The following is a 13,819-nucleotide window of genomic DNA, read 5'->3' as shown; positions in this document are numbered from 1 at the left end:
TCCTCTCTTCTCTTCCTACCTTCCCCCCTCCCCCCCCCCCCCCCCCCCCCCCCCCCCCCCCCCCCCCCCCCCCCCCCCCCCCCCCCCCCCCCACAGCCAGCTCCACAGCAAAACGAAAACGGCCCGACCTTCAGAGAAGGCCGGGCCGTGGTCAGGCAGCAATCTGTCTGCGATTACTTGCCGGCGTGATACGCCGCGTCTGCAGTTTCGAAACGCGTGACCATCGCCTTGCTCGGGCTGCCGAGCTTGCTGAAGACGAAGATTGCCAGGCTGGCCAGAATGAAGCCTGGAATGATTTCGTACAGGCCCATGGTGTCGAATTTCTTCCACAGGATCACGGTCACGGCGCCGACGATGATGCCAGCCAGCGCACCATTACGGGTCATGCCTTTCCACAGTACCGAGATCAGCACCACAGGACCGAAAGCGGCACCGAAGCCGGCCCAGGCATAGGCAACCAGACCCAGTACGCGGTTCTCAGGGTTGGCAGCCATGGCGATGGCGATCAGCGCAACGGCCAGTACCATCAGGCGACCGACCCATACCAGCTCGACCTGGGAAGCGTTCTTGCGCAGGAAGGTTTTGTAGAAGTCTTCAGTCAGGGCGCTCGAGCACACCAGCAGCTGGCAGCTCAGGGTACTCATGACGGCAGCCAGAATGGCCGACAGCAGTACACCGGCGATCCATGGGTTGAACAGGATCTTGGCCAGCTCAATGAACACACGCTCGTGGTTCTCGGTGACCGGACCGGCGAGGTCAGGATGCGCCGAGAAGTAGGCGATACCGAAGAAGCCAACGGCACAGGTACCGGCCAGGCACAGGATCATCCAGGTCATGGAGATGCGGCGGGCATTGGCGATGGACTTGACCGAGTCGGCTGCCATGAAGCGCGCCAGGATGTGCGGCTGACCGAAGTAGCCCAGGCCCCAGCCCATCAGCGAGATGATGCCGATGAAGGTTGCACCCTTGAACATGTCGAAGTTGCCAGCACCCTGGGCTTCAATGGCCAGGAAGGTGGTATCGACACCGCCGGTAGCGATCAGCACGATCACCGGGGTCAGGATCAGGGCGAAGATCATCAGGGTCGCCTGGACGGTATCGGTCCAGCTCACCGCCAGGAAGCCACCGACGAAGGTGTAGGCGATGGTTGCGGCAGCACCGGCCCACAGCGCGGTTTCATAGGACATGCCGAAGGTGCTCTCGAACAGACGAGCGCCAGCAACGATGCCGGAAGCGCAGTAGATGGTGAAGAACACCAGGATAACGATCGCAGAGATGATCCGCAGCAGGCCGCTGTTGTCTTCGAAACGGCTGGCGAAATAATCCGGCAGGGTCAGCGCATCACCGTTGTGCTCGGTCTGCACGCGCAGACGACCAGCAACGAACAACCAGTTCAGGTAGGCGCCGACGGTCAGGCCGATGGCAATCCAGGCCTCCGACAGACCCGACATATAGATGGCGCCCGGCAGGCCCATCAGCAACCAGCCACTCATGTCCGAGGCGCCAGCTGAAAGCGCGGTCACCACACTACCGAGGCTGCGGCCACCGAGAATGTAGTCGGAGAGGTTATTGGTGGAGCGATAGGCCATGAAGCCGATCATCACCATTGCTGCGATGTAGATCACAAAAGTGATCGTGATTGGATTGCTAAAACTCATTGTTGCGCCCTGGCGTTTGTTTTTATGTAGTGACAGCCTGCAGAGAGGTTGCACCCAGGCCGCGAATCCTATGCAACAACGCAAAGTAGGTGCAACCAGTTTTTGCAAACAAGTTGCACCTCGTCGGTTTTTTTGCGTAACAGCGGCTTTTTGCTCCCTTTCGGAGCAAGAAGCCGTGTTTACAGAAGAAAATGCACCATAAACAGCCATTTTGACTGTGGGGTTTTACCCACCGGACGAGCTGCACTTTTTTCCTACACATTTTGGGTTGCACTAGGTTGCACCCGAAATCGCGCACAGCTAATCTTGGCGCCAGCTTAAGCCACAGCCCTGTGGCAATAATGAGGATAAGAAATGGCGACGACCACCCTTGGGGTCAAACTTGACGACCCAACCCGTGAGCGACTCAAAGCAGCTGCGCAGTCCATTGACCGCACACCGCACTGGTTGATCAAGCAAGCGATCTTCAATTATCTGGAGAAGCTCGAGGGTGGTGCCACCCTGACCGAACTCAACGGTCAGTCCGTCATCAATGGCGATGAAGCCGGTGAAGTACTGGGCGACCACAGCCACCAGTGCTTCCTCGAATTCGCCGAAAGCATCCTGCCGCAATCGGTCCTGCGTTCGGCGATCACTGCCGCCTACCGCCGCCCTGAGCCGGAAGTCGTGCCCATGCTGCTGGAGCAGGCGCGCCTGCCAGCCGCCATGGCCGAAGCCACCAACAAGCTGGCCGCCGGTATCGCTGAAAAACTGCGTAACCAGAAGAGCGCTGGCGGCCGCGCCGGCATCGTCCAGGGTCTGCTGCAAGAGTTCTCCCTGTCGTCGCAGGAAGGCGTGGCGCTGATGTGCCTGGCCGAAGCCCTGCTGCGTATTCCGGACAAAGGCACCCGCGATGCCCTGATCCGCGACAAGATCAGCACCGGTAACTGGCAGCCGCACCTGGGCAACAGCCCGTCGCTGTTCGTCAACGCCGCGACCTGGGGCCTGCTGCTGACCGGCAAGCTGGTCTCGACTCACAACGAATCCGGCCTGACCTCTTCGCTCAGCCGCATCATCGGCAAGAGCGGCGAGCCGATGATCCGCAAGGGCGTCGACATGGCCATGCGCCTGATGGGCGAGCAGTTCGTCACCGGCGAAACCATCGCCGAAGCCCTGGCCAACGCCAGCAAATTCGAAGCCAAAGGCTTCCGCTATTCCTACGACATGCTCGGCGAAGCCGCACTGACCGAGCACGATGCGCAGAAATACCTGGCCTCCTACGAGCAGGCGATCCACTCGATCGGCAAAGCCTCCCACGGCCGTGGCATCTATGAAGGCCCGGGCATCTCGATCAAACTCTCGGCCTTACACCCACGCTACAGCCGCGCCCAGTACGAGCGCGTGATGGACGAGCTGTACCCGCGCCTGCTGTCGCTGACCCTGCTGGCCAAGCAATACGATATCGGCCTGAACATCGACGCCGAGGAAGCCGACCGCCTGGAGCTGTCGCTGGACCTGCTCGAGCGCCTGTGCTTCGAACCGCAGCTGACCGGCTGGAACGGTATCGGCTTCGTGATTCAGGCCTACCAGAAGCGTTGCCCGTATGTGATCGACTACGTCATCGACCTGGCCCGCCGCAGCCGTCATCGCCTGATGATCCGCCTGGTGAAAGGCGCCTACTGGGACAGCGAAATCAAGCGCGCCCAGGTTGAAGGCCTGGAAGGCTACCCGGTCTACACCCGCAAGGTGTACACCGACGTGTCCTACATCGCTTGCGCACGCAAGCTGCTGTCGGTACCGGAAGTCATCTACCCGCAGTTCGCCACGCACAACGCCCACACCCTGTCGGCTATCTACCATATCGCCGGGCAGAACTACTACCCAGGCCAGTACGAGTTCCAGTGCCTGCACGGCATGGGCGAGCCACTGTACGAGCAGGTTGTCGGCAAGGTTGCCGATGGCAAGCTGAACCGTCCGTGCCGTGTGTACGCGCCGGTCGGCACCCACGAAACCCTACTGGCCTACCTGGTTCGCCGCCTGCTGGAAAATGGCGCCAACACCTCGTTCGTCAACCGCATTGCCGACCAGTCGATCTCGATCCAGGAACTGGTTGCCGACCCGGTCGCCACCATCGAGCAAATGGCCACCCAGGAAGGCAACTTCGGCCTGCCGCATCCGCGTATTCCATTGCCGCGTGACCTGTACGGCGCCGAGCGGGCCAACTCCGCCGGTATCGACATGGCCAACGAACATCGCCTGGCGTCACTGTCCTGCGCCCTGCTGGCCACTGCCCACAACGACTGGAAAGCCGCACCGATGCTCGGCTGCGCCGCCAGCAATGAAGTCGCCGCTGCGGTCCTGAACCCGTCCGATCACCGTGATGTGGTCGGTCATGTACAGGAAGCCACGGTTACCGACGTCGACAACGCCATCCAGTGCGCCCTCAAGGCCGCGCCGATCTGGCAGGCCACGCCGCCAGCCGAACGTGCCGCGATCCTCGAGCGCGCCGCCGACCTGATGGAAGCCGAGATCCAGCCGCTGATGGGCCTGCTCGCCCGTGAAGCCGGCAAGACCTTCGCCAACGCCATCGCCGAAGTCCGTGAAGCCGTCGACTTCCTGCGCTACTACGCCGTGCAGGCCCGTAACGATTTCAGCAACGATGCCCACCGCCCACTGGGCCCGGTGGTCTGCATCAGCCCGTGGAACTTCCCGCTGGCGATCTTCAGCGGCCAGGTCGCTGCAGCCCTGGCAGCCGGTAACCCGGTACTGGCCAAGCCTGCCGAACAAACCCCGCTGGTCGCCGCTCAGGCCGTGCGCCTGCTGCTCGAAGCCGGTATCCCTGAAGGCGTGGTGCAGTTGCTGCCAGGCCGTGGCGAAACCGTCGGTGCGCGCCTGGTCGGTGACGACCGGGTCAAAGGTGTGATGTTTACCGGTTCCACCGAAGTCGCTCGCCTGCTGCAACGCAACATCGCCGGCCGCCTGGATGCCCAGGGCCGTCCGATTCCGTTGATCGCCGAAACCGGTGGCCAGAACGCGATGATCGTTGACTCCTCGGCACTCACCGAACAAGTCGTTATCGACGTCGTCTCCTCGGCCTTCGACAGCGCCGGCCAGCGTTGCTCGGCACTGCGCGTACTGTGTCTGCAGGAAGATTCGGCCGACCGCGTGATCGAAATGCTCAAGGGTGCCATGGCCGAAAGCCGCCTGGGCAACCCGGAGCGCCTGAACGTGGATATCGGCCCGGTCATCGACGCTGAAGCCAAGGCCGGTATCGAGAAACACATCCAGGGCATGCGCGACAAAGGTCGCTCGGTGTACCAGGTTGCAATCGCCGACGGCGAAGAGATCAAGCGCGGCACCTTCGTCATGCCAACCCTGATCGAGCTGGAAAGCTTCGACGAGCTGCAGCGCGAGATCTTCGGCCCGGTACTGCACGTGGTGCGCTACAACCGCAAGAACCTCGACCAGCTGATCGAGCAGATCAATGCCTCCGGTTACGGCCTGACCCTGGGTGTTCACACCCGGATCGACGAAACCATCGCCAAGGTCATCGACAACGTCAACGCCGGTAACGTCTACGTTAACCGCAACATCGTCGGTGCTGTCGTCGGCGTCCAGCCGTTCGGTGGTGAAGGCCTGTCGGGCACCGGTCCGAAAGCCGGTGGTCCGCTGTACCTGTACCGCCTGCTGTCGACCCGCCCGGCCGATGCGATCGAGAAATCGTTCCAGCGTACCGACGGCGCCAACACGCCTGATATGCGCATGCGCGATGAACTGAGCAAGCCACTGCAAGCGCTCAAAGCCTGGGCTGCAAGCAATCAGCTGAACGAGCTGGGCAGCCTCTGCGAGCAGTTCGCCCAGCAATCGCAAAGCGGTATCAGCCGCCTGCTGGCCGGCCCGACCGGTGAGCGCAACAGCTACACCATCCTGCCGCGCGAGCACGTGCTGTGCCTGGCAGAGGTCGAGGCTGACCTGCTGACTCAACTGGCTGCAGTTCTGGCTGTGGGCAGCTCGGCGGTATGGCCGGAAGGCGAACTGACCAAGACCCTGCGCAACCGTCTGCCGAAGGAAGTTCAGGCACGCATCACGCTGGTCGGTGACTGGACCAAGGACGAGGTGGTGTTCGATGCCGTTCTGCACCACGGTCATTCCGACCAGTTGCGCGCAGTCTGCGAGCAAGTGGCCAAACGTGCCGGTGCTATCGTCGGTGTTCACGGTCTGTCGTCGGGTGAAACCTCGATTGCCCTGGAGCGCCTGGTGATCGAGCGCGCGCTGAGCGTGAACACTGCTGCTGCGGGTGGTAATGCGAGCCTGATGACTATCGGCTGATAGTCATCACTTAATCGCGGGGCAAGCCCGCTCCCACCCGGTTTGTGATAAAGCCGGTGGGAGCGGGCTTGCCCCGCGATGCTTTCAGGCTGCGGTTTCTTCCGAAGCTGGTTCTACCCTCCTATCACCCACATCTATTTCACTGTGCAGTGACTGCCCCCCTGCCTAGACTCGGCGCATCCCCAGACAGGAATGCCGTCATGTCCGAGACCCTGCTCAGCGCCCGCAACCTGGCCTTCGAACTTTACGAAGTGCTCGACGCCGAGGCCCTCACCCAGCGCCCACGCTTTGCCGAACACAGCCGTGAAACCTTCGATGCCGCACTGAACACGGCGCGGACCATCGCCGAGAAATATTTCGCGCCGCACAACCGCAAGGCGGATGAACATGAACCTCGCTTTGAAAATGGCGAAGCGCTGCTGATCCCCGAGGTCAAGCCCGCCGTCGATGCCTTCCTTGAAGCCGGTTTCCTCAATGCCACACGCGACTTTGAAGTCGGCGGCATGCAGTTGCCGACCCTGCTCTCGCAAGCCTGTTTCGCTCACTTCCAGGCGGCCAACGCCGGCACCACGGCCTACCCGTTCCTGACCATGGGTGCGGCCAACCTGATCGAAAGCTTTGGCAGCGATGAGCAGAAACGCCTGTTCCTGCAACCGATGATCGAAGGGCGTTTCTTCGGCACCATGGCCCTGACCGAGCCCCATGCCGGTTCATCCCTGGCCGATATCCGCACCCGCGCTGAACCGGCCAGCGATGGCAGTTACCGGCTGCGCGGCAACAAGATCTTTATCTCTGGCGGCGACCACCCCCTGTCGGAGAATATCGTGCACATGGTGCTGGCCAAGCTTCCGGACGCACCGCCCGGGGTGAAAGGCATCTCGCTGTTTATCGTGCCCAAGTTTCTGGTCAACGCCGATGGCAGCCTGGGCCCACGCAACGACGTGCTGCTGGCCGGGCTGTTCCACAAAATGGGTTGGCGCGGCACCACCTCGACGGCGCTCAACTTTGGCGACAACGGCGAGTGTGTCGGCTACCTGGTCGGCAAGCCGCACCAAGGGCTGGCCTGCATGTTCCAGATGATGAACGAAGCGCGCATCGGCGTCGGCATGGGCGCGGTGATGCTCGGTTACGCGGGTTACCTGTACTCGCTTGAGTACGCGCGCCAGCGGCCGCAAGGACGCCTGATCGATAACAAGGACCCGGCTACAGCGGCCGTGCCGATCGTCAGTCATACCGATGTGAAGCGTATGCTGCTGACCCAGAAGGCCTATGTCGAAGGGGCCTTCGACCTCGGCCTGTACGCCGCACGGCTGTTCGATGAAACCCAGAGCGGCGAAACCGAGGTGCAGCGTCAGCAGGCACACGAGTTGCTCGACCTGCTGACCCCGATCGTCAAATCCTGGCCTTCGGAGTTCTGCCTCAAGGCCAATGAACTGGCGATCCAGATCCTCGGCGGTCATGGTTATACCCGCGAATACCCGGTCGAACAGTATTACCGCGACAACCGCCTGAACCCGATTCACGAAGGCACCCATGGCATCCAGTCGCTCGACCTGCTCGGCCGCAAGCTGGCGCAGAACGGCGGCGCCGGACTCAAGCAGCTGGTGCGTTTGATAACCGGAACCTGCGCGCAGGCACGCGAATTTGCCAGCCTGGATCACCTGCGCACGCCTCTGGAGCAACTGCAGATTCGCCTGCAGAGCGTGACGCTGGGCCTGCTCGGCGACCTGGCTCAAGGTCAGGTCAACAGCGCCCTGGCCAACTCTGCGTTGTACCTCAAAGCCTTTGGTCATTGTGTAATCGGCTGGCGCTGGCTGGAGCAAGCGATCCGTGCTGAACAAGGTTTGGCTCAAGGTAATCCGGCCGACCACGACTTCTATCAGGGCAAATTACAGGCTGCGCGTTATTTCCTGACCTGGGAAGTGCCGGGCTGCCATAATGAGCTGGCATTGCTCGAGGCCCGCGACGACACCTGCCTGAGCATGCGCGACGAGTGGTTCTGAGGGGGAACCACCGTACACACGGAGGTTTCTTGCATGTTCGAGATGACTGCATTGCTGCGCCAGCGCTTTGCCGCCCTGCGCAGCGGTGCCGAGTTTTTTTCCCTGCGCTATGTGCAGCAGTCCCAGCAGCAACTGTCAGTACGCAAGAACGTTGCCGAGCCGCCGTTCTTCTTCCGCGATGAAGGGGCCATGCTGACGGTCCGGCTCAAGGGTGTGGAAGCCTACGCCGCCACTGCCGACCTGTCCCAGCCCGGCCTGCAGCGCGCCCTGGAGCAGGCCGAGCGACTCGCCGCGCAGATCGGCGCACGTGCCCTGCTTGACCTCAGCGAGCAGCCAGTCGCCACAGAGCGCACTGACTACCGCTCACCAAACCTCGAACAGCCCTTGCCATCCCTGGCCGACTTCTATGACTTGCTCGCCCGTGAGTCGAACAGCGTGCCCGTCGACAGCCGTCTGGTGAACTGGCAGGCCAGCCTTGGCATCAGCAACGTCGAACAGATCTACCTGAACACCGCCGGTGCCGAACTGCGCCAGGCCCAGCGCTTTATCTATCCAGGCTTCGCAGTCACCGCCTTCGATGGTCAAGACAGCCAGAGCCGAACCCTGGGCCGGGAGAACTTCGGCCAGCAGGGCGGCCTGGATGTCATCGAGCGCTGCGGGCTGGTTGGCGCTGGCACCAAGGTCGCCGACCAGGCCCTGCAATTGCTGCTTGCGCCCAATACCCCGAGCGGTGCGCGCGACCTGCTGCTGATGCCCGACCAGATGATGCTGCAGATCCACGAATCCATCGGCCACCCGCTGGAAATGGACCGCATCCTCGGTGATGAGCGCAACTACGCCGGTACCAGCTTCGTCAAAGCCAGCGACTTCGGCACCCTGCAGTACGGCTCGAAACTGCTCAATGTGACCTTCGATCCGACCATCGGCGAAGAACTGGCCAGCTACAGCCATGACGATGACGGCACCGCGGCCAGCAAACAGTTCCTGATCCGCGACGGCTTGCTCCTGCGTCCATTGGGCGGTGCCCTGTCGCAGTTCCGTTCGGGCCTGGACGGCGTCGCCAACAGCCGCGCCTGTGGCTGGAACCGCGCACCGATCGATCGCATGGCCAACCTCAATATCGAGCCAGGCGACCAAAGCCTTGAGCAACTGATCGGCAATATCGAACACGGCATCCTGATGCGCACCAATCGCTCCTGGTCCATCGATGACGCGCGCAACAAGTTCCAGTTCGGCTGCGAGTGGGGCCAGTTGATCGAAAACGGCGAGCTCAAGGGCGTGGTCAAGAACCCCAACTACCGAGGTATTTCCGCGCAATTCTGGGGCAACCTCAGCGCCGTGGGCGACGCCAGCACCTTGCAGGTACTTGGCACACCAAACTGCGGCAAGGGCGAGCCGAACCAGGTGGTGCGGGTCGGGCATGCCTCGCCTGCCTGCGTATTCAGCCAGATCGACGTATTCGGAGGAGACGCCTGATGGCTGCCACCCCACTGCACAGTTTTCAGAGCCTGGTCGCCAGCCTGCAAGAACAGGTTCGCGCCCCCGAACACTTCACCCTCAGCTACAGCGCCGAACACTCGCAGTTCATTCGCTTCAACCATGCCAAAGTGCGCCAGGCCGGTGAGGTCCAGCAGGCCAGTTGCGTCCTCAAGCTGGTCAAGGATGGCCGCCAGGCTGAGCTGCAATTCACCCTCGGCAATGATGCGGACGTCGATCAGCAACGCCTGGCCGAGGCAATCGAGCAACTGCGTCAGACCTTGCCTTTGCTTGAAGCCGACCCTTACCTGCAACTCAACGACAGCGCCTGGCAAAGCCATAGCGTGCAGGATCAGCCGCTGCCTGAGATAGAACAGGTATTGGCGCAGATCGAACTGGGCGCGAGCGAGCTGGACCTGGTTGGCATCTACGCCGCAGGGCCGATCTGCCGAGGCTTTGCCAGTTCGTTCGGCGCGTTTGGCTGGCACCAGGCGAGCAGCTTCAACTTCGACTGGAGCCTGTTCCACCGCAATGGCCAGGCGGTCAAGGCCAACTATGCCGGGCAGCAGTGGGACAGCGACGCCTTTGCCCTGCGCTTGCGCCAGGCACGCGAACAGCTGGAATACCTCGGCCGCCCGCTCAAGACCCTGCCCCCCGGTGAGTACCGCGCCTACCTGGCACCCGCGGCAATCGATGAAATCATGGGCATGCTCTGCTGGGGCGGGTTTTCCGCGCAGTCGCTGGCGACCAAGAACAGTCCGTTGCAACGCCTGTACGCCGGTGATGCGCGCCTGAATCCGCTGGTCAGCATTGCCGAGCAGGTCAGCGGCTCGCTCAGCCCGGCCTTCTCCGATGAAGGCACGCCACGCAGCGACCTGCGCCTGATCGAGCAAGGCCAGGGTCTGGACCGACTGATCTGCGCCCGCAGTGCCGCCGAGTTCGAACTGGCGGCCAACGGCGCCGACGGGCATGAGTCGCCCTGTGCGCTGAGCCTGGCTGCTGGTGACCTGGAGCAAGGCGACATCCTTGCCCGCCTGGGCACTGGCCTGTACATCAGCAACCTGTGGTACCTGAACTTCTCCGACCTGCCAGCAGCGCGCATGACCGGCCTGACCCGCTTCGCCACCTTCTGGGTCGAGGACGGGCAGATTCAGGCACCGGTCAGCACCATGCGTTTTGATGACAGCGTCTACAGTTTGTTGGGTTCACAGCTGGAAGCGCTGACCGCAGAGCGCGAGCTGATTCTCTCGACCAGCACCTACGGACAGCGGCAGACCAGTTCGAGCCATTTGCCGGGGGCTTTGGTTAAACGCCTGACGTTGACATTGTGATTAGCCTATCGCGGGGCAAGCCCGCTCCCACCGGGACACGGTAGGAGCGGGCTCGCCTCGCGATATGGACCTGAAGGGAAGCCCATGCCCAACCGCGCCCCGCTGGACCCTGTCACCGCACGCTGGATCCCCTGGGTCGTGGCGATTGCCTTCTTCATGCAGTCGCTGGACGGCACCATCCTCAACACCGCCCTGCCGGCCATGGCCCGGGACCTGGCCGAAGACCCGTTGCGCATGCAGTCGGTGATCATCGCCTACATGCTCACCGTGGCCTTGCTGATCCCAGCCTCGGGCTGGATTGCCGACCGCTTCGGCACCAAGCGGATCTTCTTCGGCGCCATTTTGCTATTCAGCTTCGGCTCACTGCTCTGCGCCTTGGCCGAAAGCCTGAGCATGCTGGTGGCGGCACGGGTGGTCCAGGGGTTGGGCGGCGCCTTGATGCTGCCGGTCGGGCGGCTAGTGGTGCTGCGCGCCTACCCGCGCTCGGAGCTGGTGCGGATCATGAGTTTCATCACCATTCCCGGTCTGCTCGGCCCTTTGCTGGGCCCGACCATGGGCGGCTGGCTGGTGGAAATTCTCAGCTGGCACTGGATCTTCCTCCTCAACCTGCCGGTCGGTGCGGTCGGCTGTTACGCCGTATGGCGCTTCATCCCCGACCTGCGCGGCAGTGAGCGCACGCCTTTCGATGGCGTCGGCTTTGTGCTGTTCGGTGCGGCCATGGTACTGATCACCATTGCCATGGAAGGCCTCGGCGAACTGCACCTGCCACACCTGCGGGTAATGTTGCTGCTGTTCGCCGGCATGGCCTGTCTGGCCGCGTACTGGTTGCGGGCGGGCAGCGTTGAAGATCCGCTGTTCTCACCCAAGCTGTTTCGCACCCGGACCTTTTCCGTCGGCATCCTCGGCAACCTGTTCGCCCGCCTGGGCAGCGGCGCCCTACCTTTCCTGGTGCCGTTGTTGCTGCAGGTGGCCCTGGGTTACTCGCCGGCACAGGCCGGGATGAGCATGATTCCTCTGGCGGCGGCAGCGATGCTGGCCAAATCTATCGCCCGCCCCCTGATCGAGCGCTTCGGCTACCGCACCATCCTCACCGGCAACACCCTGCTGCTCGGTTTGCTGCTGGCCAGCCTGGGCCTGGTCGACGAACAAACACCCTACGCCCTGCTGCTGTTCCAGCTGGGCCTGCTCGGCGCGGTCAACTCCATGCAGTTCACGGCGATGAACACCGTCACCCTGATCGACCTCGACGACGCCAGCGCCAGCAGCGGCAACAGCCTGCTGTCGGTGGTCGCGCAACTGTCCCTGAGTCTTGGCGTGGCCTGTGCCGGCGCACTGCTCGGCGGCTTTACCGCCTCGGGCAGTGCCGAAGGCGTCGAGAGTACCCTGGGTGCGTTCCAGCTGACCTTCCTGACCATCGGCTTGATGGCCATGCTGGCCGCCGCCATCTTCATGCAACTGTCGAGGACGGACGGAAGGCGTGCCCCTCGTCCGGAACCGGAGATCGAGCCTTAGGGCTAATGGCCTCGAGGCTGGTACACTGCGCGACATTTTGTTTTGCAGGCCCGCCTCGTGACCACCATTGCCACCGCCTTCGCCACCTTGCCGCTGTCCGCCGCCATGCTGGCCAACCTGGAAGCCCTCGGCTACGCCCAGATGACTCCGATCCAGGCCCAGAGCCTGCCGGTCATTCTCAAGGGCATGGACCTGATTGCTCAGGCCAAGACCGGTAGTGGCAAGACCGCCGCGTTCGGCATTGGCCTGCTCAACCCGATCAACCCGCGTTACTTCGGTTGCCAGGCCCTGGTCCTGTGCCCGACCCGCGAGTTGGCCGACCAGGTGGCCAAAGAGCTGCGCCGCCTGGCCCGCGCGGAAGACAACATCAAGATCCTGACCCTGTGCGGCGGCGTGTCCCTGGGCCCGCAGATTGCCTCGCTGGAGCATGGCGCACATATCATCGTTGGCACCCCGGGCCGTATTCAGCAGCACCTGAGCAAAGGCACCCTGGTGCTCGACGGCCTAAACACACTGATTCTCGACGAAGCCGACCGCATGCTCGACATGGGCTTCTACGACGCCATCGCCGACATCATCGGGCAAACCCCGAAGCGCCGTCAGACCCTGCTGTTCTCGGCGACCTACCCGTCGGGCATCAAGCAGCTGGCATCGACTTTCATGCGCGACCCGCAGACGGTCAAGGTCGAAACCCTGCACGCCGACAGCCAGATCGAACAGCACTTCTACGAAATCACTCCAGAGCAGCGCATGGAGGCGGTCACCAAAGTGCTCGGCCACTTCCGCCCGCAATCCTGCGTAGCGTTCTGCTTCACCAAGCAGCAATGCCAGGAGCTGGTCGAGCACCTGCAGGCCAAGGGCATTTCCGCGCAAGCGCTGCATGGCGACCTTGAGCAGCGCGACCGTGACCAGGTCCTGACCCTGTTCGCCAACCGCAGCCTGTCGGTACTGGTGGCGACTGACGTCGCCGCCCGCGGCCTGGATATCGATGCCCTGGACATGGTCATCAACGTCGAACTGGCTCGCGATGCCGAAATTCATGTGCACCGTGTTGGCCGTACCGGTCGTGCCGGTGAGAAAGGCCTGGCCATCAGCCTGGTCGCGCCGGCCGAAGGTCACCGTGCCCAAGCTATCGAAGACATTCAGAAGGCAGCGCTGCGCTGGGAGCAACTGGACAACCTCAAGGCCCAGAACGGTGCCCCGCTGCTGCCGACCATGAGCACCCTGTGCATTGCCGCTGGCCGCAAGGACAAACTGCGTCCGGGCGACATCCTCGGCGCTTTGACCGGCGACGCCGGGTTGCCCGGCACCCAGGTGGGCAAGATCGCCATTTTCGACTTCCAGGCCTTTGTTGCCGTAGAGCGGGCGGTGGCCAAACAGGCGCTGCAGCGCCTCAACAACGGCAAGATCAAGGGCCGCTCGTTGCGGGTGCGCATCGTCTGAGCTGTTTGTTGAATTTACTGGCCTGATCGCGGGGGGAGAACCCCCCCCTCCCACCCGGGGGGGGGGTTGTCCCGCAACGCACTTCCCC

At 62.8% G+C, this 13,819-nt stretch carries 7 protein-coding genes; 6 read left to right on the top strand and 1 reads right to left on the bottom strand.

The features are described from left to right. Positions 1-173 precede the first annotated feature (173 nt). Complete coding sequence (putP, locus tag ACO6VD_RS16635) at positions 174-1,658, bottom strand: sodium/proline symporter PutP (RefSeq protein ID WP_422420666.1); 1,485 nt, start codon at positions 1,656-1,658, stop codon at positions 174-176. 354 nt (positions 1,659-2,012) lie between these two features. On the opposite strand from putP, the gene putA reads away from it, so the two are divergent. From putA to dbpA, 6 genes are all read left to right on the top strand, one after another. Then, positions 2,013-5,966 carry a trifunctional transcriptional regulator/proline dehydrogenase/L-glutamate gamma-semialdehyde dehydrogenase gene (gene putA, locus ACO6VD_RS16630; RefSeq protein ID WP_422420664.1) on the top strand — a complete coding sequence of 1,318 codons (3,954 nt, stop codon included), beginning with the start codon at positions 2,013-2,015 and terminating at the stop codon, positions 5,964-5,966. A 200-nt stretch (positions 5,967-6,166) separates the two neighbouring features. Next, the gene (locus tag ACO6VD_RS16625) at positions 6,167-7,969 is read left to right on the top strand and encodes an acyl-CoA dehydrogenase (RefSeq protein WP_422420662.1); all 1,803 of its coding nucleotides are present in this window, start codon (positions 6,167-6,169) and stop codon (positions 7,967-7,969) included. 33 nt (positions 7,970-8,002) lie between these two features. Next, complete coding sequence (locus ACO6VD_RS16620) at positions 8,003-9,445, top strand: TldD/PmbA family protein (RefSeq protein WP_422420661.1); 1,443 nt, start codon at positions 8,003-8,005, stop codon at positions 9,443-9,445. Then, a complete protein-coding gene (locus ACO6VD_RS16615; RefSeq protein WP_422420660.1) occupies positions 9,445-10,776 on the top strand; it encodes a TldD/PmbA family protein in 1,332 nt (443 codons plus the stop codon). The genes ACO6VD_RS16620 and ACO6VD_RS16615 overlap by 1 nt, the downstream gene beginning before the upstream one ends. An 84-nt stretch (positions 10,777-10,860) precedes the next feature. Continuing rightward, positions 10,861-12,288 carry a multidrug transporter subunit MdtD gene (mdtD, locus tag ACO6VD_RS16610; RefSeq protein ID WP_422420659.1) on the top strand — a complete coding sequence of 476 codons (1,428 nt, stop codon included), beginning with the start codon at positions 10,861-10,863 and terminating at the stop codon, positions 12,286-12,288. Positions 12,289-12,393: 105 nt separating this feature from the next. Further along, positions 12,394-13,731, top strand: a complete 1,338-nt coding sequence (gene dbpA / locus ACO6VD_RS16605) for an ATP-dependent RNA helicase DbpA (RefSeq protein ID WP_422420667.1) — start codon at positions 12,394-12,396, stop codon at positions 13,729-13,731. The last annotated feature ends 88 nt before the right edge of the window (positions 13,732-13,819 follow it).

It is taken from the genome of Pseudomonas sp. GZD-222, assembly GCF_049310525.1.
Taxonomy (GTDB): domain Bacteria; phylum Pseudomonadota; class Gammaproteobacteria; order Pseudomonadales; family Pseudomonadaceae; genus Aquipseudomonas.
Note: the sequence above shows the minus strand (reverse complement) of the source record. Positions and strands in the feature narration are given on the sequence as shown.

Excerpts from the sequence above, each read along its gene's own strand:
- mdtD (WP_422420659.1), top strand. The coding sequence starts at position 10,861 with ATGCCCAACCGCGCCCCGCTGGACCCTGTCACCGCACGCTGGATCCCC.
- putP (WP_422420666.1), bottom strand. The coding sequence starts at position 1,658 with ATGAGTTTTAGCAATCCAATCACGATCACTTTTGTGATCTACATCGCA.
- ACO6VD_RS16615 (WP_422420660.1), top strand. The coding sequence starts at position 9,445 with ATGGCTGCCACCCCACTGCACAGTTTTCAGAGCCTGGTCGCCAGCCTG.
- dbpA (WP_422420667.1), top strand. The coding sequence starts at position 12,394 with ATGCTGGCCAACCTGGAAGCCCTCGGCTACGCCCAGATGACTCCGATC.
- ACO6VD_RS16620 (WP_422420661.1), top strand. The coding sequence starts at position 8,003 with ATGTTCGAGATGACTGCATTGCTGCGCCAGCGCTTTGCCGCCCTGCGC.
- putA (WP_422420664.1), top strand. The coding sequence starts at position 2,013 with ATGGCGACGACCACCCTTGGGGTCAAACTTGACGACCCAACCCGTGAG.
- ACO6VD_RS16625 (WP_422420662.1), top strand. The coding sequence starts at position 6,167 with ATGTCCGAGACCCTGCTCAGCGCCCGCAACCTGGCCTTCGAACTTTAC.